Genomic DNA, 23,582 nt, shown 5'->3' with positions numbered 1-23,582 from the left:
AGTAAAGAGTATGGGCTAAGCAAGGAATACAGAGAGTGATTTCAAAAAAAGTAAGAGAGCTATTTGTCTCATTAATGGAAGCTTCAGATGATTCTCCCGTTTCCTATGATGTTGAAACTGAGCAATACAGTGGCTTTTTCAATAATGTAGTTGTTGATAAGTATATTGACTTAGGCGCGTTAGAATTGGTTGAAGGCGGGAATGGCGAGACAACAATATTGCTCAACAACCGAGATGACTTTTTAAGCTCTTTTGCTGCAGGTATCAGAGAAGCTAACAATGGTAGTGATCAATCTTATGCAGATTACAACGCCAATCCGTTTGCCTTTTCAGTGGGTTATGAGCACTTTCATCAAATAGCTAAGAAAAAACGTAAGATGAGTGGCTACATATGTCATGGTTTTGAAAACGATGATACCGGTTTAATACATCAACAATAATGGTATGCTTTACAGTCATATAACGAGAGTAAATAACTAAAGCGTTTGTTGTTATTCGTGCACTAAGAATCAATCTTCCAATGTTTGATCAATTTCACTAACTTAACAGACCATAAATACGCTAAAATAGGGGCAATTACTTTAGCTTTGAGCCCTTTATTTTAATGACAACTGTTACAACGCCTGCCACCTTTACAGAACTTGGCCTTATTACCCCCTTATTAGCGCGATTAGCTGAGCTGGAATATCATCAGCCAACGCCTATTCAAGCGCGAGCTATCCCAAGTGTATTCGCGGGACGTGACTTAATTGCAGGGGCAAATACCGGCTCAGGTAAAACAGCCACCTTTGCACTGCCTATGTTGCAGAAATTACGCGAAGACATTTCATCGGGCAGCAAAAACAGTAAAGGTAACTTTGTTACTGGACTAGTTTTAGTACCTACTCGTGAACTCGCCAAGCAAGTTGCAGACAGTATTAAATCTTATGCAGTGCATTTTAATGGCGAAATTAAAACCCTTGCTGTTTTTGGTGGCGTATCAGTCAATATTCAAATGCTCGCATTACGCGGTGGCGTCGATATTTTGGTGGCAACGCCGGGTCGATTACTTGATTTAATTTCAAGTAATGCCATCAAGCTCGATAAGGTTAAAACCTTAGTACTTGATGAAGCCGACCGCATGTTAAGCCTAGGTTTTACTGAAGAACTAACAGCGTTGTTGGCATTAACGCCGAAGAAAAAACAAACCTTATTATTTTCAGCGACTTTTCCTGAACAAGTAACAACGTTAACGCAAGAACTGCTTAACAACCCGATTGAAATACAATTACAAAGTGCGGATGCCAGCACGTTAGTTCAACGTGTTTTTACCGTGAATAAGGGTGAAAAAACAGCGGTATTAGCGCATTTGATTCAGCAAGAGCAATGGCGACAAGCGCTTATTTTCGTTAATGCCAAACACCATTGTGAACACTTAGCTGAAAAATTAGCTAAACGTGGTATTACCGCCGCCGTGTTTCATGGCGATAAAGGTCAAAGCGAACGTAGTCGTGTGCTTGATGGCTTTAAAGCTGGCGATATTGAAGTGTTAATTGCTACGGATATTGCTGCCCGTGGTTTAGACATCGAAAAACTACCGGTGGTCATCAACTTTAACTTACCAAGAAGTCCATCAGACTACATGCACCGTATTGGTCGAAGTGGTCGTGCTGGCGAAGTAGGTTTAGCCATATCGCTTATCGACCATGAAGATTATCATCACTTCAGCGTGATCGAAAAGAAGAACAAATTTAGGCTTAAACGTGAGCAAGTTGAAGGTTTTGAAGCCGCTGAAATTACCGGTGATTCAATTTTAGCCGTTGAGAAACCAATGGCAGCGCCTGAAGGTACTGGTAAGAAAAAACGTAAAAAGAAAACATCAGTAAATGCCGATATCTGGTCAGGATATTCTAAACCAGAATAAGTCCATTTATAGCCAAGCATCTTCAGGTAGTTTGGGTCTAAGTTAGCGAAGCATTCAATTTTAGTCCTTGTTTGCTTCAGCTCAAAGAGAGGGGAGGCGGTAATTATCCATACTTTCTTTGCATTTCCTTGATGAAATCATCGAGTTCTTCACCGTCTACCACAGGAAAAAATCGTGGAGTAAGGTTAATCAATATTATCCTATCGATGCGAAAGTTTCGAAAGTCATTTCTAAGTTCACACCAGGTTAATAGTGTCCAACAGCCTCTCCATAAGTGGATAGCGAGTGGACGTACTTCTCGACTGGTTTGCGCGTGTTTAGCGTCTTCATAATCCATTTGAAGGTATTGTCTATCGGTGGCCGCTTTACGTAAAAGGTCTAGATGTTGAAATTCATTTGATTTGGCATGAAACTTAGGTGCAAACATTAATGAGTTAAATGTTTGCAGCCTTTCAGGTAAAACTGCAGATATTTTGATCATTGCTTGTTTGGCTGAACTCGCGAGTTCGCTACCTCCCCAAGCTTCTACCATTCTTATGCCTACTTGAATCGCTTCAAGTTCTGACTCATTAAACATAAGGGGTGGTACGTCTACTTCACGACGTAATAAATACCCTACACCTGCTTCACCTTCTACAGGAATACCATTGGCAATGAGATCTTGAATATCTCGATAAATAGTTCTTGTAGACACCTCGAGTACTTCTGCTAATAAACTCGCAGTAGTTAAACGGCGATTCTTTAACAACTGTATGATTTGAAAAAGTCTGTCTGCACGACGCATTATTATTCCATTACATCAATTGGTATAATACATAAACCCAGTATTGAAAGGGGCTTATACCCAAGCGACTTAAAACACGCATCTTCAAGTGGTTTGGGTATCTGTATTATTTTTATATACTGTTAAGAGGGTATTTTAGTTATACCAGTTTCATTCAGTTTGTGATCTTGTTGTTGAGTTAGACATGTTGATGAAACCTTAATAGGTTAGTTTTATCATCACAGACCTTGAGACCACAACCCAACTTTATTTCCTTCGCTATCTACAAAAATAGCAATGTAGCCACATTCGCCTTCTTTAATAGGCATTGGAGGTAATAAAATTTCAACACCCGCTGCTTTAATCTCATTCACTTTGTCATTTAACGTCAAACTAAGATGTAAATACACTGTGCTGCCATCTCGGCTTGGCACCATCATATCGTGTTTCAAAAGGGCAAAACTTGGGTCGCCTATGTTGGCCGTTTCAGCAATAGACATTTCCATGTCATTCATTACTTCGTGTTTAAACGTTAAATCAAAATGCGTTTGATAAAATGCAACTGCTCGGTTCATATCAGTAACAGATATTTCAGCCCAGACCAATGGAGAATGTTCTAACATATTGTATTCCTTTAATTAATGATACCAAGTTGATTAAGTTCTTTCCCACTCAGCGAGAATTAAAAGGCTTAGAGGCAAGGCATTGATTGAAGAGAATGGTTATTCCCTTGTCAAAATCAATAACGTCGCATGTAAGCCTTTTAAACTCGCCCTCTGGGAGCTTACTCTATGCCCACTAACATCGTTAAATTTATTTGATTTAGAATGACTAAACCGAAACAAATTTTCCTTGTTATTGAACATAGAGCAAAGCTCTGAGTTGGGAAGAAATTTAATCAAATTGGTATAAGTTCGCAATCGTTTTGACTGCGATAAAAGAACAATACCACTGTGCTACTGACAGCATGGTGTCAGTAGTCATTAGTTTTTTATTGAAAACGTAAAATTAAGGCTTTGGCTACGTTGAGAAGGTTAAATCCATTCATATAGAAAAATCAAGTTAGCGCGTTTGTTCAACCCACTGTTTAGGCGAGATCCCCAGTTTTTTTCTAAATACTCTTGCTAGTGCTGATCCGTTCTCATAACCAACGGCATTGGCAACTAATGCCACAGGCTTATCTTTCTTTAATAAACCTTTAGCCACAATGATACGCCAATCAATTAAATAATCTCCTGGGCTTTGACCAACGGTACGTTTAAATATATCCGCAAATTTTGATCGTGACATTATGGCAAGTTCAGCCATTTCTTCTAATCCCCACTGTTGCTCTGGCGCTTTATGAATAGCGAGTAAAACAATAGACACCTGCGGATGAGCTAAACCAGCGAGTAAACCATGCTGCATAATATTGTTATCTAGTACATGACGAAGCACATGAATAAGAAATATATTGGTTAACGAATTAATCATGGGTAGCTGTCCAGATCGTTCGTGAAAGGCTTCTTCGAATAACCAGTCTGCAGTTTGTTTCAATCTTTCGTCGTCGCTAAGTTTAAATGACATCATCGAAGGCAGAGCATTAGCAATTGGATTAGAAGAACTTTCGTTATAAATGATGTTGGCGCACACCAGTTCAGGGGGATTATCTTCATTACCAATAATACGATGAGCATGAGGTGTTGGAAAAAATAACACGGTCGGTTCATTAACCAATCGAGATTTACCTTCTTCATCAATCAGCGTTAACTCCCCACTGAGAAGTAAATGCAAGTGTCCTCGATTTGGCTCTTTATTAAAATGACTAATACCACATAAGTTTCCGGTAAAGAAAACCTCTGTATTCATCGAAAAGCGTTGCAAGATGACTGAAAGTTGATCCATTTTATCTCTCTTTATGACTATTCTGGACGATCGGGTTCAAAGTTAGGACTATGTCATTCCTTTTGGGTGATTGAAAGGCCTATATTATCAACCAAGGAAAACATCCTTATTAATAATTAAATACTGGAGTAAATAATGAAACTTTCAACCTTGATAAAATCCACTTTCGCAACTTCTGCCTTATTAGTTAGTAGTTTAAGTTTTGCAGCGAACATTGAAGTAAATGCAAATGGCAATGATTTAGCCATTAAAGGCTATGACACCGTATCTTATTTTACAAAAGGTAAACCAACGAAAGGTTCTGATAAATTTACAGCAGCTTATAACGGCGCTATTTACCAGTTTTCTACGGCTGATAATCGTGACCTTTTTCAATCTGAGCCAAGTAAATATGCACCACAGTACGGTGGTTTCTGTGCTTTTGGCGTAACGATGAATAAAAAATTCGATACTGACCCTACTGCTTGGCATATCCGTGGCGACAAATTATACCTAAACCTAAATAAAGACGTACAAAAGAAATGGGTAACTGACATTCCAGGTTACATCGAAACAGCTCAAATTAATTGGGTTGATATTAAAGGGTTAACCGAAGAGCAAATTGAAAAAGTTTACGACTAATATCTACTTAAATAAGGTTTTATTATGAAACAACTAACATCAGCAGACTCAATAGATGATCTATTATCTCAGCATCAATATTCACTGTTATATTTTACTGCTTCGTGGTGTGGGCCTTGTAAATCAATGTCACCCATAGTTGAAGACGTTTCTGGCTTGATGAATGGTCGATTTAACACGATTAAAATTGATATCGATAATATGGCAAATGTTGCTGCAGATTATGGTATACGCAGTGTACCAACGCTGATGTTAGTGAAAAATAATGAAATTATTGATCAGCGTGTTGGTGGGTTGCCACCACAACAAATGATGCAATGGTTAGATAAACTTGCCTAATTCTCATTTTAAATAATGCGGCACTGAATAATAAACTATTAGTCAGTGCAACATTAACCATCACTTAATTTTTACTTTTAAAGATAAATAACTATGCATACCTTAAAAAATTTATTGTTATCACTTAGCCACTTTTACCGTAATGTCGCAGGAAAAATAAGCCTGTTAGAGCCTGTTGCATTATTAGCTGCACGTTTTTATGTTGGTTGGGCGTTTTTCTCATCAGGCTTGACTAAATTAAGAGACTGGGAAAGTACGTTATTGTTATTTGAATATGAGTATCAAGTACCCGTATTACCGTTTGAGTTAGCCGCTTATTTAGGAACCGCCGCAGAAATTGTGTTGCCGTTGTTATTGATGGCAGGGTTAGCAAGTCGTTTTTCAGCCTTGGGTTTATTCTTTGTTAATATTGTTGCAGTAATAAGTTTGGAGGAGATTGCTCCTGTAGCGTATGCCGAACATGTCTTGTGGGGAGTATTATTAGCACAGGTTGTTATTTTTAATGGCGGACGTTTAGCGCTAGACCGTCTAGTTGAAATACAGCTCTTTAATGCCAAAAATTAACAGCTCTTGTAGTTAATTTATATGTCTTTGTATAAGCAAGGTTAATAGTAAACTGAGGAATTAATTAATGAGAACGAAAGTTGAGTTTCCTAGCCAAGATCAATATCTAGCTGGTTTGTTAGAAACGCCAGAGCAAAAAATACGAGCCTATGTTTTGTTTGCTCATTGCTTTACCTGTGGTAAAGATGTGGCTGCAGCATCAAGAATTAGTCGATTTTTGGTGCAACATGGTTTTGCTGTGTTTCGATTTGACTTCACTGGCTTAGGGAATAGTGACGGTGATTTCGCTAATACTAATTTCTCATCTAATACTGAAGATTTAGTGTCAGCTGCATATTTTCTTGAACAGAATTATGAGGCACCTCAACTTTTAATAGGTCACAGTCTTGGCGGCGCGGCTGTTTTAGCAATGGCTTCACAACTTCCTAAAGTCAAAGGTGTAGTAACAATTGGTGCCCCGTATGAAGCAAGTCATGTCATACATAACTTTGATGCACACCTCGAAAAAATAGATCAAAGTGGCTCGGCGAAAGTTAGTTTAGGCTCACGTGAATTTACCATTAAGAAACAATTTTTGGATGATTTACGTAACCAAACGACAGAACATATTCAGCATCTTAATAAAGCTTTATTGGTATTACATTCACCGATAGATTTAACTGTAGATATTTCAGATGCAGAGAAAATTTACAAGGCTGCAAAACACCCTAAAAGTTTCGTTAGCCTAGACACAGCGGATCACCTTTTATCAAAATCAATCGATAGTGAATATGTCGCTCAAACAATTTCAGGGTGGGCGAGTCGCTATATTCCATCACCTTAAATCCTCTCTGAACTAGCGACTTTAACTAATTTCATCAACTTATTAATTTGGCTATCTACTTCTTCTCGAGTGTCTTTGTCATTACCCTCGGTTATCATAAAACCCGTGTTGACTCTAAAGTAATCTTGATACAAATCACGGGTACTAAATTGCTCACCAATGCGTATATCAATATTACCCTCAGTTGCTAGTGCAAGAAGTTTACGGCCATTTAAATTGGGCACTTGAATCCATAAAACAAAACCACCGGAAGGATCGCTGATCTTACTGGCAACAGGTAAGTTTTTTGTTAAGTAACGCTGATAACTCAATGTGTGTTGTTGTATCGCTACCCGCAACTTTTTCAGGTGTTTTGCATAATCACCATTACTAATAAAATCAGCTAGGCCAAGTTGTACTGGAGAAGAAACCCCTTGATTACAATACTTACGCTTTTGTAAATATTGCTCGGTAAAACGACCCGGCCAGCACCAGCCTAATCGATAGCCTGCCGCAATTGTTTTTGACACTGAACCACACCATAAAATATAGCCGTGTTTATCCCAATGTTTGGCAGGTAAGGGCATGACTTTACCGTGCGCTAATTCAATGTAAACATCATCTTCTATAATCGGAATCTTGTAGGTTTGCGCAAGGTTAACTAAGTGCTGCTTCTGTAATGCTGTCATAGAAATACCTTGAGGATTCATATGTGAAGTACAAAACAAGCCCGCTTTAATCTGATTACTCTTCATATGTTGTTCAAGTTGGACAAGATCAATGCCTTGCTCTGTTGACGGAATTTCAACAACTTTACGCCCAAGTGCGGCTAACATGTCTAATATTCCATTAAAACAAGGTGAACTGATGGCGACAGCATCGCCAAAGTCAGTGCATATTTCTATTGCCGTTTGAATGGCATCCATACAGCCATTGGTGATTAACAGTTCATCACTGGGGATATGAAAGTCATAACTCTTAAAGTGGCTACTCAGTGTATCTCTCAGTATTTTTTCTCCCTGAATATCGGGATAAAAACTAATATTACTGCCTTGCCTTTTAAGGGCTCGACGAAAACTGTTTTGTAACTTATCTAGCGGGATAAAATCTGTAGAAATACGGGCAACGCCCAGCGGCCCCACTATGTCTTTATTCGCGGGTTGATATACCGAATGATTGGCAGAAGTATTGTGTGCGCTATCTATTGCGCAAGCAGATGAATTGCCATGCTGATAATAAGGCTTAACAACGGGGAGCTTTGGATCAGTCATAATACTTTTAAAAGCAACGAGTTCAGGTTTTTCATTAGCCATTCGCTGCCCGCAAACAAAATACCCTGATTGTGGTCTAGCAAGGATCCAACCTAAGGATTCAAGATACTGATAACAGTTAAGTGCCGTGGTCATGCTTATTGAATGCTGTTGTCGAAAATTTCTTAACGATGGCATGCGACTATTTTTTACCAGTTTTCCACTGCTGATATCGGCAATACACATTTCAGCAAGATCAATATATCTCATCTATTCGTTTACCTTTTAATATTAAAACGACAACTTTGCTGTTGTTGCTTATTACTTTCTAGCGTTGTGACCGTAAAACACAGTCACCATATAACAAAGTCTGAATTAACTGTACCCTTTTTTATTTTATAAATTGTATCTGTTCTCTTTTTTGCTTTCGTTAATAATAACTGCACTTGTAAGAAAACGAACTTAACCACTTGCCATTAAATCTGGCATTTAAAAGGATGAACAATGAACAATAGAGATCTACTACTCGGCATTTTTGTGATGATTATTTGGGGGCTTAACTTTTCGGTGATCAAACTTGGCGTCAGTGAAATAGACCCTTTGTTACTCACCGCATTACGTTTCAGTTTTGCCGTCATCCCTGCGGTGTTTTTTGTTAAAAGACCACAGGTCAAATGGCGATATTTAATGGGCTACGGACTCGTCTTTGCCATTGGTGTGTGGGGCATGGGTAGTTGGTCAATTCAGGCGGGGCTCTCTGCAGGTATGGCTTCAGTATTATTGCAGATGAATGTCGTGATTAGTTTATTAGTGGGCTACTTTGTACTTAAAGAAACTGTTGCTCCCATCAAAGTAGTTGGTAGCGTTGTTGCTATTCTAGGTTTGGCGTTAAGCGTATCGGTAACTGATGGCTCAGTGACAACGTTAGGTTTAGTCTTTATTTTAATCGCCGCTTTATCTTGGAGTATTACCAGTATTCTTGTTAAAAAAGCAGGAACCAAAGAGATTTTTGCCTTTAGTATCTGGGGCATGTTATTTGCGCCGTTACCTTTATTTGCACTCGCTTTTTTACGCGGTGGACCGGAGCAATTACAAACATTGAATTCACTCGCTAATGGCTCTGTTATTTTCTCTGTGTTATTTCAAGCCTACCCAGTTACGTTATTTGGCTATTGGGTTTGGAATCGCTTATTAGTGAAATACCCATTAAGCACAGTTGCACCGTTAACTTTTTTGGTACCCATTTTTGGTTTATTAGGCAGTGCTATTTTTTACCAAGAGCAAATAGGGCTTGTCAAAGCACTCGCATGTTTATTAATTATTGTGGGGTTAATCATTGGCTTAATAAAAACGGAAAAGTTAAAAGCGTATTTACATCAACCTAAATCAGCGAAACAAGTGGTTTAGGATAAATGTTCAAATTAACGCGATATACAGACTAAGTAGTCGTTTAAATAATAACAGCAGGTGATATAGTAGAGTCTTGATTTAAATGTATTAAATTACGTTATTTTTTATTTAATTAAAGTTGAAGAGTTCCCATGTTTGCCAATATTCCTTTACCTGCTTCTGACGAAATTATAGATTTGATGGCACGTTCATCTAAAGATGAACGACCTTTTAAAGTTGATTTAACCGTAGGTGTTTATAAAGATAGCAATGACAACACCTTGTTAATGAAAGCGGTGATGGAAGCTGACCAACTACTCGCCAATGCAGGACGAAATAAAAGTTATGTTGGTTCAAAAGGCGATCTTGAGTATGTGCAATTACTCCAAGAGCTGGTGTTTGCAAACCAAACCGTTAATGGTTATATCAGTGGCGTTCAAACGGCAGGTGGCAGTGGCGGTTTACGTGCCATTTTAGATTTAATTAAACTCGCAAACCCTACTGCCAAAATTTGGGTAAGTGACCCAACGTATGCCAATCATATTCCAACCATTATCGCCGCAGGTTTGGCTTATGAGGAATATCCTTTTATTGATCATAAAACCATGACGCTTGATGAAAGTGGCATGTTCGATACACTAGAAAAGTTAGGCGAAAATGATGTGGTGCTACTTCACGGCTCATGTCATAACCCGTCAGGATTACGTTTAACAGCGCAACACTGGCAGCAAATTGCTCAGCTATCAAAATCTACCAATTTCTTGCCGTTAATCGACACTGCGTATCAAGGCTTTGCCGACGGGTTAAATGAAGATGCTGCGGGTTTACTTACTATGGCTAAGTCGGTTGAACGTTTGGCGCTTTGCGTGAGTTGTTCTAAAAATTTCGGTGTGTACAGTGATAGAGTAGGCGCTGCTTATATTCTAAGTCCAACACTAGAAGAAGCAAACAAAGCACAATCTCAACTCGCCATTATGAGTAAAACCACTTATTGGGTGCCACCTTCAAATGGCGCTGAAATTGTGAAGACTATTTTGAAAACACCAGCATTGAAAACAATGTGGTCAGATGAACTTTCACAGATAAATGGTAAAATTAAAGGGATCAGAGAAAAGCTTTGCGCGGCATTTCGTCAACACTCAGGAGATAACTATTTTGACTATATTTTATCTCAAGAGGGCATGTTTGCTATGTTGCCCGCAACTGAAGAACAAATGGAAAGTTTGAGGACTGAATATGCCGTTTACGGTTTGAATAACGGACGAATTAATCTTGCCTCAATTCCTGAACAAGATATTGATTATCTTGTTGAAAGCATTTTAGCTGTCACACAAGTGAGTGAATAAGTAAGTCATCTTAAGGATGTTGATTGCAGAAGCACAAGACGATGGCATGAGTAGCTTAGTTGAATGTACTTTATACCATTGCTTCATCGTTTTGTGTTTTGTTAATAATATTCAATTCGGGTAACTATTCAGGGAAACCACTGAACCCCTTAGCGTTTAAGCCAGGCTTAAGCCAACATGCTTCTTCTGATGTAAACATATTAGCTTGTGGTTTTAAATCAGGCAGCTCATTAAGTGAACCTGCAGGTATAATTAATGTTGTTTTATTTTTGTTTATAAAAGGAAGCGCAGAGCCACAGAGGGAACAGAACGATTTTGAAAATCCTCTAGTAGGGTGATCATACACGGTAACGTTGCGCTTACCTTTAAGCCATTCAATATTTGTAGGAGCAGTCAAAATGTTCGACGTAAATGCCGAGCCTGATAGTTGCTGACACTGCTTACAGTGACATTGATAAAATGCCTTGAATTCATCTTTGACAGAAAATTGTACTGCACCGCAGAGACATCCGCCTGTTAATGTTAGTTTCATAATATCCTTACCTCATGATTTATCATTGTAAGTGGAAAGTTTTCCATCTTTTGTCACCGTACTTTTGTCGCCCTATATTATGGATTATCCCCTGCTCAATACTAGGTGGTTAGCGATCTATTAATTCAATTTTGTAGCCATCTGGGTCTTCTACAAACGCGATTACTTCATCGCTACCTGCCAGAGGGCCAGCCTCACGTACAATGTTACCGCCTAATAGCGCTATTTGAATACATGCGCTGTAACAATCGTCGACGCCAATTGCAATATGACCAAAGGCATTACCCAACTCATATTTATTAACGCCATAGTTATACCCGTGACCATTCAAAATGCATGTTTCAGTGGGAGAATAAAACGATTTAAACAAGGCATTGATTGCAGACAATGGTTGTTCCATTGACAAAATCAATAACGACGTATAAATCGTTTTTAGCCACATCGTAGAAGTGCATGAGCAAACCTATTTTATTGTTGCGTCAAAGAAATAGGGAATAACCATTATTTAATTGACGCGCCTCAAACTAGATTTTCTCAAGCGCTCTGAATCGAGCATTTTGAATGATTACGGGTATATAGTTTAACTCTAATACACACGTTTCAGACTCTTTTGCATAACCTAAAAAGGTTAAAGAAAAACCTTGATCAAGTTGTTCCACAGTTCTGAGTACATTCATACCTAATATTTTGGTATAAAACTCGATTGATTTTTCAAGGTTAGATACTCTTAACATCGTATGAAGTATTCGATTCATCGTGGAAATCTCCAGTTAATTGTCGAAATAAAATCACCACTAGCCCGTACTAGTGGATAAAGGCTAGTGCTCGGGATTTGTTTTGTGATCTACAATTTACAAATTTCACCACTGTAACGTACTAGTCCTTCCATATTATTCAAATCGACTAAGCCGTAACTTTTGAAGTCACCCTCATAGCCTTTGAACGTGCCGGTCGTAGATTCTTTCTCAATGGAGTAATTAATTTCAATCATAAAATTACCCATTTTACCTGGTACAGCGGTTAACTCTGCATGATCTACCGTGTGAAATGAGCCTCCAGTATTGTTTAAAAAGTAGTGGTTCAAATCCATTTCTAAGCCACTTTTGGTTTCTCTTTGAGCAGTAATTGTGCCACTTGCCGCACTAACACTGCCAATTAATGCCGCCGTAATTCTCACCGAACCATCAGCTTGAGGTGAGAATGTTGGCATTGCCATACCCCCAATTGGCGTACATATTTTTTGACCCGCAAAGGAACTCGTTGAAATGATGATAAATAAACTTGCCGCTGCTATTTTTTTAAACATAAACTTCTCTTTTTTAACGTTAAATTTGTATGGATAACAACAAAGACACCTAAGGTTCACAGTGTTTGTCGATGTTTTTTACAATGATTCTGTCCACTTCCTGTTGAGACTATAAATGAGTGAACAAAGAATATTACTGACCAAAATCACTTGGAAAACCTGTTATCCCATCGAAATTTCTGCACCAATTTCTTCATTGGTCATCGCGATGCCATTGAAATTCCATGAGCCATCTACCGTATGAATAACATTCGAGTAAATATGTTCTATCGGTTGTTTTCCGCCAGATAAAGCCCTGATTATTTCGGTTGCATCAGCAAAATGCGCCAATTGAATGTCTCTTGAAGCAAAAGCAAATGAAGGTACCTTCCATTCCATCCAAACGCCTGAGAATTCTTCACCACCCGAAAAAGTCGAATTTTTAGGCAGTACTGAAACATGTGCCGTTATATTAGGTGTCATCACCGTATTACCTAAAAGACCGTGATGTTTAAGCATTGAATGAGTGATTTTTTCAACTGCTTCCTTTTCAGAACCAGCAGGGATAACGCCTTCAGTAAGAGTTAGAGTTAATGGCATAGTATTCTCCAATAATTATTAAGTTAATTGTTAGTGATTAATCGATGTTGCTTTTAGGCAACGTCAGTTTTAATTATTAAATATAGTGATCGTTATATTTAGTAATTTAGGTCATATTATATAGTGATCGTTATATTGTCAATGAGGAATATAACGACTGCTATATTTTTATTTGGAACACAGTTATAATGTAAATATTCTCAGGGGTTCGGATATTTACATGACGAAAGTAAGCAAAAAAGAAGAAACAAGAAAACGTATTATCAACGCAGCGAGTCAAGCTTTTCGAAGCAATGGTTATGCGGGTATTGGTGTTGATGGTATAGCTAAAGAGGCAGGCGTTACTTCGGGTGCCTTTTATGCCCACTTAGGCTCAAAAGAAGGTGCATTTGAAGTGGCATTGTCGGTAGGTCTTGATGAGGTGATTACTGCTATCCCTGAGTTTCAACGTCAACATGGAAAACAATGGCTCGTGGCTTTTTCAGATTATTATCTAAGTCAATCACATCGGGAAAACCTTTCATGTGGCTGCGCAATGACAACCCTTTCACCCGAAGTTGTTCGTACTAAGCCTCAATTACAAAGTCTCTATGAAGAAAAAATGAAAGAAATAGTTGCGCTTGTGGCTCAAGGAATTGAGGGTGATTCGAAAGAGGAGTGCATAGCTAAGGGATGGGCATTATTAGGTGTTTTAATTGGAGGACTTACTACAGCCAGAGCGGTAGCGTCTATTAAAACTGCAGATCAAATTGCAACTTCTATCAAAAGTGCAGTAATTAATATTGCGGGGAATATTAAAGAATCTACAACTTAACGTCGATAAAACAATTGCTTTAGAACTAAAATATTTATCAACTAGTTCCTATCAAAAAGTTAACTTTTATTGGCAGCCGAAATTGCCATTACTTATTATTAGGCATGCCTATGCAGTGCTTTTACTTTGCCCTCAAAGTATTCCATTAAGCTGTCTAAGTTAAAGCGTTTGGCATTATGACGCTTTTTCAGTTTGGCACTGCCAACAAGAATCAAAAGAAGCATCATTTTGCTCTTGGCACTGCTGACAAAACCAATCGTGTTCTCCTTGCTGTTTTAATGCCTGCGCTAAAATTGTTTCCGCTTTCTCTTCATCAATATCATTAATTATCCATAACTCTACCCAGGTATCTATAGGCGCTAATACACCTGCAGCGCCAGAGGCAAACTCATTTTTCAAAGTGACTTCTATATTGTGATTTTCAAGAATGTTTTTAGCGTTATTTACTAAAAATTGATTTTCATTACTGTAAATTAATTTCATAGGCACTGCTCTTTGTTAATGAAAGTAAAGGTTATATTAATAATAGAACCTTTGGGAGGAAAAATAATTTCTTTTGTTGGCTAAGCATTTTACTCAAGAAGCGATTAATCACGTCATTTTCATTTAGGAGTTAATCAATAAGACATCTGCACTCAGGTGTTAGTTAATAGCGTCATCTTACTCAGGAGTGAATTAATATCGTCATCTTCGAAGTCTCTAGTCGAAGATCCATTGTCTCTTGGTTACTAGGTTAGTCATATTACAATGAAGTAAGTTCATTTTTAGTGTAATAAAGTGCGGTTTGATAATTATTTAAACTATGATTTATATAGATTTTATTTCACTATTCATCGACAAGGAACAATGATTAGTAGATTGTCTTTGTGTCAGAACAGAACTATAGAAATACCCCGGCAAAATGCATTCAAAGCAATCTTGCTGTTATCACATACCTTTCATTACTATTACTGCCAGCAACATTACCTATATTACGAGTATTAGTAAAAGGGTAGCAAGTGATTAGAATTAGCTGCGAATCATCTGCCAAAATGGGGAGCTCGCCTGTTGATGCATCGACAATATCAATGGCTTCAACTTGGTAAAGCTGGCTTTGACCATGTTTGTCAGCCAGTGAAATTATATCGTTCATAACTACCTCGTCTAAAAATGAAAAGTGACTATCTCTATGTCCTGCAACAACAAAAGGTTGAGCGCTGCTGACTTGATTAAAGGGAGCAATAGCACCGGCTGAAAAAGCTAATGTGGTTGGATCACCGCCGTTAAGCACAACTACATGCTTGTTTAAACGTTCAAATGAAAGCTCTGCAATGGGATAAGTATCTGCCCACGGCCAAGGTTTAGTCTTTTGCTTCAAATCGATTGTCTGATGCCAGCTGTAACTTATTAATTGCTCAGAGAGCCAGCCTTTGATCGGCAACCAGCTCGCATGAAGACAAAGCAAGCTGCCAGCAACAAGTAGCAACTTCTTAATGAGGTTTTTCATTACAATTTACCAACTTAAAACGTTTATTAGCCAGCCAAGTATTAGCCAGCATAATATTGTTCAACAAAGCTAAGTTTCTAATCTTCATAAATACTAAGCTAAGCAACATTAGCGCTATGCCAACCAAAAACTGTAATTGCCAATCAAGGGCTGTTTGAGGCATAGCTACCAGTAAACTCTCATGAGCTGGTATTGCGTTGTTTTTAGATTTTTTGACCGATGACAAGTCATTTTTTACGAGCAAAGACGAAACTTCTGGCTGCTTTTCTACCGCAATAAAACTGGTGTAAGGCGATATTATTTGATGATTGAGTGAAGTGGCGATAACCTGCGATTTAACCTTGTCTTTATTTGCTCCAACAATAAGGCTGTCGACTAAACTCTCTATTTTACGCCGTGCCCAAAGTGATGAAATACCTTTCGATGGCTGGCGATCATCAATGATTAATTGCTGGTAGAAAGGAGTTGATACTGTTTCAGCGGTTAATTGAACACTGCTGATAGGAAACTGAGATTTAAGGGCTATTTGCAACGGCTCACCAAAATATAAATCAGGGATCTTTTTAGGATAAACCTCAACGTGCTGGTGAATTTGGTTATCAAGCGTTAAGGCAATATTAGTGAGTGCAGGTTGGCTTATTTTTGTCATGAAATGGCTCATTTTTCGCTGCACTTCACTTTTATTTTGAATAAACACATAACTTCCTCGACCAAATTGAGCCGCTTTTTTCATAAAGTAACCATTGGGTGCTGCGCCTATTCCTACGGTATACAAACGAAAATCCCCCTGAGCGGTGTTAAGTAATTGCATAAGCTCAAATTCATTAGCGACAGCACCGTCAGTAATAAATACTATTTGGCGAATTGCTTTTGAAGACTGCGTTTTATCTTTTTTCATCATTAACGCGTTGCTTAATGGTCGGTACATTTCAGTGCCACCATTTGCACTTAAGCCATCAATGAATTGTTGTGCTTTTGAGATATTGTGTGCTGAGGCCATGTGAGTGACAGGGAACAGTAATTCGGTATCATTATCGAACGCGATAATATTGAAACTGTCTTTATTGTTAAGTTGTAATAGGGCGAGTTGCAGACTCGATTTCGCTTGCTCCATCGAGCCAGCTTGCATTGAGCCTGAGGTATCAATTATAAAAATGATATCTCTTGCTATCACTTGCGCTACGGCTTTTTCAGGCGGGAAAAAGGTCAATAAAGTATAATGCTCACCTGAGATTTCTTGGGTAAAACTACTGACTTGAGGTTGATTACTCGCAATTAATTGCCAAGTTAAATCGAACGTTTTGTTAGATATCACCTGGGTTTTATCTAAAGTAATAAAGTAAGCATTTTGCTCACTGTTTAACTTACTGCTTAAGTCACGTGATTGTATTTTATGGCTATCACTGACAATAGACGTGATGGGAATACCTGAGTTTAATACAATGTTTATTGATGATTGGCTACGAGCAACTGATCGAACATGCGTGGTTGATGAACGTGTAGTTGATATTTTAAATGGCTCGGGTAACGATTTTGTTGAAATGTTAGCTGAAACGTTAGTTAAGTCGTGAGTGAAATTGCTTGGTGAGCGTTCAGATGAGTATTCAGGTGAGTGCCCAGACGATTCATTAAACGAGTTTGACGTTGATCTTGGTTGATACCTATCGGTTAGTGCAAGGGGTAGTCGTAAATTGAATTTCCCCTGAGAGAACGAGACAGGCATGATAAATTTTAACGTAACAACAACGGTTGACTGCGCAGGAATATTCGCTATTTTGTTGGTAAATAAATTCGGTCGCTGTTGCTCTACTAAACTTGCTTTTCGTCCCTTTTTTTTGGCTTTTTGGTAAATAGCTTTTGCTGCTTTTTTTTCCATTATTTCGCCAAGTATTTCTACATTACCCATTTTTATCATTAACTGTTTAACCGCTGAGTTTTCAGGTAATGGAAACTGATACTTTCCCGCCAACGCAATATTGTAGGGATTGATAAAGGTTTGCTTTATTTCTGCGTAAGCAACTAAACCATTAATTTCAATGTTGGCTTCAATATCAACAGGGAAGGTTGCACGCACGGCTATGTTTGGGTTCTGACTCTGACTGTTATTCGGATTCTCAAAAAGCAATTGCGGACCATGAACAAGGACGTTGCCTCGCTTTATTTGTTCCTGTGAATCAAGTTGCTCACTTTGTGCATAAGGCATAAAAACCAAGGCAAGTGAGATGATAAGTAATAATAAAACTGAAATTTTAAACCACTTATAACGTCGTTTTTTTCGCTGTTGTTGGCAATAATACGAATTTTTATAATCGATAAGTTGTAGATTTTTTTTAGAAGTAAACATCGCTTGCTCTTGTCTTTAATTGATACAGAGTATTAAAGCAAAGTAATGAGTGTTACTCGTGTCAGCTTAAGGGCAAAGTACTGTCGAAATGTGGCGAAAAGATGACAAGTGCAGTGTAAATACTGCGGCCGTTGTTGCAAGTGTCATTGAAGCCGTCATTCCCGCGTTGTCTTGGCGGGAATCCATGGGGTTGGAGTTTAGTCGCTAATTTATATAGCGTAGCAGTACCTTTCAACGTCACTTGAAGTGAAACATCATGGCATGCCCGCTGGCCGAATAACGATTTATGAAACACGAATTAGAAAAATGTAGCAGATAAGGGAGTGGTAAATGTTTAAATTTACTCTTGTCTTCCTTATTCCTTAATTAGATGTCTCTTTGGTGCGCTTAGCGGAAGGTAGCAACTAGTTAATCTTAACGTCCGCTTCAAGGCTCAAAGCAGTCATTGAAATTGCTCCATACTCTATCCCTGTATGGGGCACTTAACGCCATAGAGTCATGTGAATTTTTGGAGTATATAACTGCCGCTGTTGGTACTTATTCCCTACTCAATGTCGAAATTATAAAGTATTAAAAGGTTACTATTAACGGGTGATTTCTAATCAACTTAATAGACTTTAGATCAAATAAAGCAGGTCTAAATTCGCTCATAATACTGATAGAAGTACCTATTTTAATAATACGTCTATTGGTGAGATATGAATAACAACTCACAATAAATAAACTTAAAGGAATATACAGATGATAAAAACACATTATGCGAAACTGGCACTATCAGCCTTTGCCGTAAGCATCTTAGCTAGTTGCGCTAATCTCGGTATGACTGGTGTCGCAGATGGAAATAATAGTGAACAAACGTATTTAGGTCAGATTAATTATCAAGACCAAACTATCACCAAAGCTTCTGCAAAAAAATTAAATCGAGAAATTGATCTACAGCGTGCTTCTCAACTTACGCTGTGGGCCATGCCAATGGTGGGTATGTATCAATCCTACAATAGCACTATAGCTCTGTTTGATTTGCAAGAGGGCGATGCCCCTATAATAGGGCTACATGAAGGGTATGATGGTGTTTATCCATTTCTTACTGCAAATGTTACGACTCCATACACTATTTCGTTAGTCGATTTATCTGAGACAGGTCCCTATGTTGTTAATATTCCAGCAGGTAGCATTTTTGGTGTCGCGAATAATGCATGGCAGGAGCCAATTAAAGAGATTGGATCAGGAAACAAAGAGACGCTTCTTTTTGTTGGACCGGGACAAGAATACCCTAAAGATTTTGATGGTGAAGTGATCCAAAGTGATACGAACCAGATCTTATATTTTTACCGTGTGTTAGGTGTAGGTGCTGAGGCAGAAAAATTAAAAACTGCGGTCACCGCTTATAAACTGTCGGATGTGGCTAACCCTCCTCAAGTAAAATTTGTGATTTATAAACCCAAAGCATCAGATGCTGACGTAACAATCGCGACTCAGCCAAGAGGGATGGCTTATTGGGAAGTCGTTAATCAGTATATTCAAAATGAGCCAATGGCAGATCGTGATCGCTTCTTTTATGCATGGTTAAAAGATTTAGGTATTGAAAAAGGCAAAGCCTTTAACCCAACACCTTATCAAAAAGAGATACTACTTGAAGGTGTCAATACGGGTATGGCAATGGCGCAATCTCTAGCGTTTAATAAAACCAAAAAGAAGTTTTCCTCATCATTGTATGGGAGTGACTCGGGTTGGGAAGGTGTGCTTGCAGGCATGGACCCTAAAATCGATTTAGATACCTACTCAATGATTAATGAACGCACGGCTTATACGTATGAAGCCGTAACGACTTCGGCTGGCATGATTGTAGAGAATCCAGGCCACGGCTCAGCTTACATCGGATCGTATTATGATGCTGATGGCAATGCACTCATGGGAGGTAAAAACTACACGCTTCACATTGAGCCTAACCCGCCAGCGGCGAACTTTTGGTCGATCACTGTGTATGACATCAAGAATCGCTTAATTATTCGCAATGAGATAAAACGCTCAGATCTTTCTTCACGCTCGGAGTCGTTAGTAATGAACAGTGATGGTTCTGTCGATTTGTATTTTGGACCAGAAGCGCCAGAAGGAAAAGAAGGCAACTGGATACAGTCTAATGATGGTGAGTCATACTTTATGTATTTGCGTTTGTATGGTCCAGAGCAAGAGTATTTTGATCAAACTTACCCAATGAACAAAATTGACAAAACAAAGTAAAGCCAATGAATAGATAGACTAAGTATGTAAATATTCATCGGTTGCTGAGAAGTAGTCGATGATCATTTTCATCTCACTTTGGGCGAAACTGACTTAGCACGAACACAATTTAAGGATAATACATGAAACATCTTCTTCCGTTTGCCACCGTTATATTGGCACTTGGTATCGTTGGTTGTCAGAAAGTAGAAACAACGGCACCTGAAAAAATAAAACAGGATACACAAACAAAACAGCAGGTTTCAGTAACCCCTGAAAGACCATCTGATGCAGAGCTAAATGCAGTCAAGGTTTATCACCATATGAAATATATGGAAGCCACGGCTAAACTCGCGGGCGGTACTAATAAATTATTACATACTAAGAAATTACCTACTGAAGGCTCTGATGCTGTTGTGACTCCTGCGCTTGATCATTTATATAGCAAGGGTGTTATTGATCTTAGTAATGGTCCTGTGACAATTGAATACCCTGAAGTAGACGAAGGACGCTATTACTCGATACATGTTACCGACCAAGAACATTACACCATTTTTGACAAGATTCATCCCGTGGGTAAATTCACTTTTGTTCGTAAAGGTAAGAATATGGAAGTACCAGAAGGAGCAACGGTGATTGAAAGCCCTGGTGATTACCCACATCTTTTCATTCGGGTGCAAGTAAAAACGCCTGAAGATTTAGTGAATGCGTTATCGATCCAAGAAAAAATCACACTGACGGCAAATAGTAGTAAAACCTTGATTGTTGATAACCCGATAAAACATACGCTAGCGACCCATGATGTATATTCTCAAAACAAAGAACTAATGGTCTCATCAGTAAACTTCACTCATCAAGATTATCTCAGAGTAAGTGAGTATTTGGGGGTTGTAGCACCTAATATGGGTCCAACTGGCAATATAGGTTTGTTCGGACCAATTGATAGCAATGAGCCAAATAGTGATGATTATTTATTTCGAGCGGTTGGAATTATTGGTCATTTAGGTCTGCCTCTTGAGCATGCTTACTACGGCCCCTACTTTACCAACTGTGAAAATCAGTTGTTGATGGGTGATAAAACAGAAGTATTCACTTTGCCTTACGAGCCAGAAGGGGTTGAGCTATTTTGGTCAGTCACCCGATATAGTGCGTTGACAAGAAATACGCTACCTGGCAAAAATGATCTGATTAATGCCTATAATACTAAGCCAGATGCCAATGGTAATATTAGTATTACCTTCAGTGCAGATAGCCCTAATGATGGCACATACTGGATGCCAGTAAACTCAGGCGAACCCTATTATTTTGTAGTAAGGTATTATAAGCCAGATGTAAATAACCTGCCGGAAAAACCTTGTAGCTAGAATTAACGTAACGTTATCAATTAGTATAAAAAAGGGCAAAACCAACGTGATTTTTTGTCCTTTTTTCTTAATTAATTTCAATAATGTAATGTTGAAAATGATAAATAAAGATCTATGTTGTCCTGTTATTCAAAGTACCATATTCAAAGAGCCTTCCTTGCAAAGACCCTAAAATGACATGTTAATAATGTCCGCTGTCGAGGCAGCCGGACCTTATAATTTAGATCAAATTTATAGTGATTATTCTTTGTATGTTTGTGGGCTAACATATGATTCTGAATGATTTTAGGAACGGGTCGATGAGTGTAAAAATAATGACAGCCTCTAAATCACTAATGAGGGCGGAATGCCATAGAACTAACACTCTATTTCATTGGGTTTTTAGACAAAAGTGAATGACTGCTATGGTGGCAGGCTGTGTGAAAACTATTGATCACCTTTTGGTCTAACCCTCAGTTTTTTATGATCAATCAATCTTAATTTTCAGCTCTCGAAGATAGCGTATCAACTATAATTAATAGGAGGAAAACAAGAACGAGAACTGTTGATATGTCCCACCATATTAAAGGCCAAGGTCGAAACCAAATAACCCTATTTCCTGAAGCATTGGACGATTTTGTCACCAAAGAAAATCACGTTCGTGTTGTTGATGCCTTTGTTGATGAGCTTGATTTACACGCTTTAGGATTCAACCGTGTTATCGCCAACAACACAGGCCGTCCAGGTTATCATCCTGCCGCGTTGCTTAAGTTATACATTTATGGGTATTTGAACCGCATCCAGTCCTCCCGTCGTTTAGAAAAAGGATCACATCGTAATGTTGAGTTAATGTGGTTACTCGAGCGTTTACAGCCAGATTTCAAAACGATTGCAGACTTCAGGAAAGACAATGGTAAGGCTATCACTAAAGTTTGCCGTCACTTCATCGAGTTATGCCGTCAAATGAATATGTTCACCGATGCCGTCGTGGCTATCGATGGCAGTAAATTCAAAGCGGTTAACAGCAAGCACAACAATTACACGCCGAACAAAGTTAAAGATCATATTCGTCGTATGGAAACACATATTGAGAATTATTTGAGTCGGCTTGAAACCGCCGATGGCAATGATAAAGTTGATGCTGTTCAAACCTCTGCGGCTGAGAAAATCGCATGGATGAAACAACGCGTAGCTGAACTCAAGGAACTTGCTGTACAAGTGGAGGCGCATCCAGACAAACAACTTTCCACGGTTGACCCCGATGCTCGCTTACTTAAGACACAAGGCATGAACAGACAGGTTTGTTATAACGTTCAAAGCTCTGTTGATACGAAACATCATTTGATAGTGACGCACGAAGTCACCAATACCAATGACCGTGGCAAGCTGGCCGATTTGACACGATTAACGCAGCAAGCATTGGCGCAAAAAAACATTACAGTGTTGGCAGACAAAGGTTACTACAGCGGACGTGATATCAAAGCAACTCAAGATATGGGGGCCTCTGCGCTTGTGCCCAAAGGGGATACGTCAGGTGCTAAAAAGAAGGGGATCTTCAATCGGTCTTTATTCAAATATGACAAAGACCGAGACCTTTACGTCTGTCCTGCGGGGAATGAACTACCACATAAGCGAAATGTTGAAGAAGGCGGAATGAAACTCAAGGTCTATGTTGACCACATTGCTTGCAGAAACTGTGATATTCGCGCTAAATGTACTCAATCAAAACGCGAGCCACGAAAGATAAGGCGTTGGATACACGAAGGTGAAATGGAAGAAATGCTAACAAGATTGAAAAACGCACCTGACACGGTGCTCATTCGAAAACAAACTGTAGAACATCCTTTTGGCACCATTAAAATGTGGATGGGAGCAACTCACTTCCTTACCAAGCAACTGAAAAATGTCAGTACCGAGATGAGTCTTCATGTGCTCGCTTATAACCTCAAACGAATGATGTCGATTGTGGGCAGTGAAAGTCTAATCGAAGCAATAAGGGCGTAGTTAGCCTTTTATTGTTAGCTCATATGCGTGAAAAACGTGCTCATAAAGCGGATATCAGCTTCCTCAACCCAAAATAAATAACATACAAACAAT

The 23,582-nt window shown here is 38.7% G+C and carries 23 protein-coding genes and 1 pseudogene; 12 read left to right on the top strand and 12 right to left on the bottom strand.

The genetic code is table 11. The features are described 5' to 3' along the window. Positions 1–35: 35 nt before the first annotated feature. Both CPS_RS15175 and CPS_RS15170 read left to right on the top strand, forming a co-directional pair. On the top strand, positions 36–440 hold the full coding sequence (locus CPS_RS15175; RefSeq protein WP_011044163.1) for a hypothetical protein: 405 nt from the start codon (positions 36–38) through the stop codon (positions 438–440). 164 nt (positions 441–604) lie between these two features. Further along, positions 605–1,903 (top strand): DEAD/DEAH box helicase, encoded by a 1,299-nt coding sequence (locus tag CPS_RS15170; protein ID WP_011044162.1) that lies wholly within the window; start codon positions 605–607, stop codon positions 1,901–1,903. Between the two features lie 103 nt (positions 1,904–2,006). On the opposite strand, the gene CPS_RS15165 is transcribed toward CPS_RS15170, so the two are convergent. The 3 genes from CPS_RS15165 to CPS_RS15155 all read right to left on the bottom strand — a co-directional run bounded on the left by CPS_RS15165 (position 2,007) and on the right by CPS_RS15155 (position 4,550). Beyond that, entirely contained in the window at positions 2,007–2,687 is a 681-nt protein-coding gene (locus CPS_RS15165) for a helix-turn-helix transcriptional regulator (protein ID WP_011044161.1), read from the bottom strand. 218 nt (positions 2,688–2,905) lie between these two features. Next, complete coding sequence (locus CPS_RS15160; protein WP_011044160.1) at positions 2,906–3,289, bottom strand: VOC family protein; 384 nt, start codon at positions 3,287–3,289, stop codon at positions 2,906–2,908. 439 nt (positions 3,290–3,728) lie between these two features. Further along, positions 3,729–4,550: an AraC family transcriptional regulator gene (locus CPS_RS15155; RefSeq protein WP_011044159.1), complete on the bottom strand. Its 822-nt coding sequence runs from the start codon at positions 4,548–4,550 to the stop codon at positions 3,729–3,731. A 135-nt stretch (positions 4,551–4,685) separates the two neighbouring features. On the opposite strand from CPS_RS15155, the gene CPS_RS15150 reads away from it, so the two are divergent. The 4 genes and pseudogenes from CPS_RS15150 to CPS_RS15135 form a co-directional block, all read left to right on the top strand. Beyond that, positions 4,686–5,171 (top strand): YHS domain-containing (seleno)protein, encoded by a 486-nt coding sequence (locus CPS_RS15150; protein WP_011044158.1) that lies wholly within the window; start codon positions 4,686–4,688, stop codon positions 5,169–5,171. A gap of 24 nt (positions 5,172–5,195) precedes the next feature. Next, on the top strand, positions 5,196–5,510 hold the full coding sequence (locus CPS_RS15145) for a thioredoxin family protein (RefSeq protein WP_011044157.1): 315 nt from the start codon (positions 5,196–5,198) through the stop codon (positions 5,508–5,510). A gap of 93 nt (positions 5,511–5,603) precedes the next feature. Next, positions 5,604–6,074, top strand: a complete 471-nt coding sequence (locus CPS_RS15140; RefSeq protein ID WP_011044156.1) for a DoxX family protein — start codon at positions 5,604–5,606, stop codon at positions 6,072–6,074. Between the two features lie 67 nt (positions 6,075–6,141). Continuing rightward, a pseudogene (locus CPS_RS15135) lies at positions 6,142–6,885 on the top strand (alpha/beta hydrolase family protein); the annotation flags it as partial. Positions 6,886–6,893: 8 nt separating this feature from the next. Here CPS_RS15135 and CPS_RS15130 read toward each other — a convergent pair. Continuing rightward, positions 6,894–8,396 (bottom strand): PLP-dependent aminotransferase family protein, encoded by a 1,503-nt coding sequence (locus CPS_RS15130; protein ID WP_011044154.1) that lies wholly within the window; start codon positions 8,394–8,396, stop codon positions 6,894–6,896. 234 nt (positions 8,397–8,630) lie between these two features. Here CPS_RS15130 and CPS_RS15125 point away from each other — a divergent pair, with 234 nt between their 5' ends. Both CPS_RS15125 and CPS_RS15120 read left to right on the top strand, forming a co-directional pair. Then, positions 8,631–9,533 (top strand): EamA family transporter, encoded by a 903-nt coding sequence (locus tag CPS_RS15125; protein ID WP_011044152.1) that lies wholly within the window; start codon positions 8,631–8,633, stop codon positions 9,531–9,533. A 134-nt stretch (positions 9,534–9,667) separates the two neighbouring features. Then, positions 9,668–10,861 carry an amino acid aminotransferase gene (locus tag CPS_RS15120; protein WP_011044151.1) on the top strand — a complete coding sequence of 398 codons (1,194 nt, stop codon included), beginning with the start codon at positions 9,668–9,670 and terminating at the stop codon, positions 10,859–10,861. A 124-nt stretch (positions 10,862–10,985) separates the two neighbouring features. Here CPS_RS15120 and CPS_RS15115 read toward each other — a convergent pair whose 3' ends face one another. The 5 genes from CPS_RS15115 to CPS_RS15095 form a co-directional block, all read right to left on the bottom strand. Next, the gene (locus CPS_RS15115; RefSeq protein WP_011044149.1) at positions 10,986–11,393 is read right to left on the bottom strand and encodes a GFA family protein; all 408 of its coding nucleotides are present in this window, start codon (positions 11,391–11,393) and stop codon (positions 10,986–10,988) included. Positions 11,394–11,502: 109 nt separating this feature from the next. After that, positions 11,503–11,781, bottom strand: a complete 279-nt coding sequence (locus CPS_RS24165) for a VOC family protein (RefSeq protein WP_420794770.1) — start codon at positions 11,779–11,781, stop codon at positions 11,503–11,505. Between the two features lie 136 nt (positions 11,782–11,917). Continuing rightward, a complete protein-coding gene (locus CPS_RS15105; RefSeq protein ID WP_081428743.1) occupies positions 11,918–12,148 on the bottom strand; it encodes a VOC family protein in 231 nt (76 codons plus the stop codon). 89 nt (positions 12,149–12,237) lie between these two features. Continuing rightward, positions 12,238–12,699, bottom strand: coding sequence for a hypothetical protein (locus CPS_RS15100; protein ID WP_011044148.1), 462 nt, complete (start codon positions 12,697–12,699; stop codon positions 12,238–12,240). 162 nt (positions 12,700–12,861) lie between these two features. Beyond that, the gene (locus CPS_RS15095) at positions 12,862–13,278 is read right to left on the bottom strand and encodes a hypothetical protein (RefSeq protein ID WP_011044146.1); all 417 of its coding nucleotides are present in this window, start codon (positions 13,276–13,278) and stop codon (positions 12,862–12,864) included. 220 nt (positions 13,279–13,498) lie between these two features. Here CPS_RS15095 and CPS_RS15090 point away from each other — a divergent pair, with 220 nt between their 5' ends. Continuing rightward, positions 13,499–14,092 (top strand): TetR/AcrR family transcriptional regulator, encoded by a 594-nt coding sequence (locus CPS_RS15090; protein WP_011044145.1) that lies wholly within the window; start codon positions 13,499–13,501, stop codon positions 14,090–14,092. A 174-nt stretch (positions 14,093–14,266) separates the two neighbouring features. Here CPS_RS15090 and CPS_RS15085 read toward each other — a convergent pair whose 3' ends face one another. The 3 genes from CPS_RS15085 to CPS_RS15075 form a co-directional block, all read right to left on the bottom strand. Further along, positions 14,267–14,575, bottom strand: a complete 309-nt coding sequence (locus CPS_RS15085) for a DUF2007 domain-containing protein (protein ID WP_011044143.1) — start codon at positions 14,573–14,575, stop codon at positions 14,267–14,269. 424 nt (positions 14,576–14,999) lie between these two features. Beyond that, the gene (locus CPS_RS15080; RefSeq protein WP_041737075.1) at positions 15,000–15,578 is read right to left on the bottom strand and encodes a class GN sortase; all 579 of its coding nucleotides are present in this window, start codon (positions 15,576–15,578) and stop codon (positions 15,000–15,002) included. Then, positions 15,562–17,922 (bottom strand): marine proteobacterial sortase target protein, encoded by a 2,361-nt coding sequence (locus tag CPS_RS15075; RefSeq protein ID WP_011044141.1) that lies wholly within the window; start codon positions 17,920–17,922, stop codon positions 15,562–15,564. Before CPS_RS15075 ends, CPS_RS15080 begins: the two co-directional genes overlap by 17 nt. 741 nt (positions 17,923–18,663) lie before the next feature. On the opposite strand from CPS_RS15075, the gene CPS_RS15070 reads away from it, so the two are divergent. The 3 genes from CPS_RS15070 (at position 18,664) to CPS_RS15060 (ending at position 23,489) form a co-directional block, all read left to right on the top strand. Further along, the gene (locus tag CPS_RS15070) at positions 18,664–20,163 is read left to right on the top strand and encodes a DUF1254 domain-containing protein (protein WP_011044139.1); all 1,500 of its coding nucleotides are present in this window, start codon (positions 18,664–18,666) and stop codon (positions 20,161–20,163) included. Between the two features lie 122 nt (positions 20,164–20,285). Next, positions 20,286–21,506 (top strand): DUF1254 domain-containing protein, encoded by a 1,221-nt coding sequence (locus tag CPS_RS15065; RefSeq protein WP_011044138.1) that lies wholly within the window; start codon positions 20,286–20,288, stop codon positions 21,504–21,506. Positions 21,507–22,055: 549 nt separating this feature from the next. After that, positions 22,056–23,489 (top strand): IS1182-like element ISCps6 family transposase, encoded by a 1,434-nt coding sequence (locus CPS_RS15060; RefSeq protein WP_011044137.1) that lies wholly within the window; start codon positions 22,056–22,058, stop codon positions 23,487–23,489. The last annotated feature ends 93 nt before the right edge of the window (positions 23,490–23,582 follow it).

Source organism: Colwellia psychrerythraea 34H, assembly GCF_000012325.1.
In the GTDB taxonomy this organism is placed as follows: domain Bacteria; phylum Pseudomonadota; class Gammaproteobacteria; order Enterobacterales; family Alteromonadaceae; genus Colwellia; species Colwellia psychrerythraea_A.
Note: the sequence above shows the minus strand (reverse complement) of the source record. Positions and strands in the feature narration are given on the sequence as shown.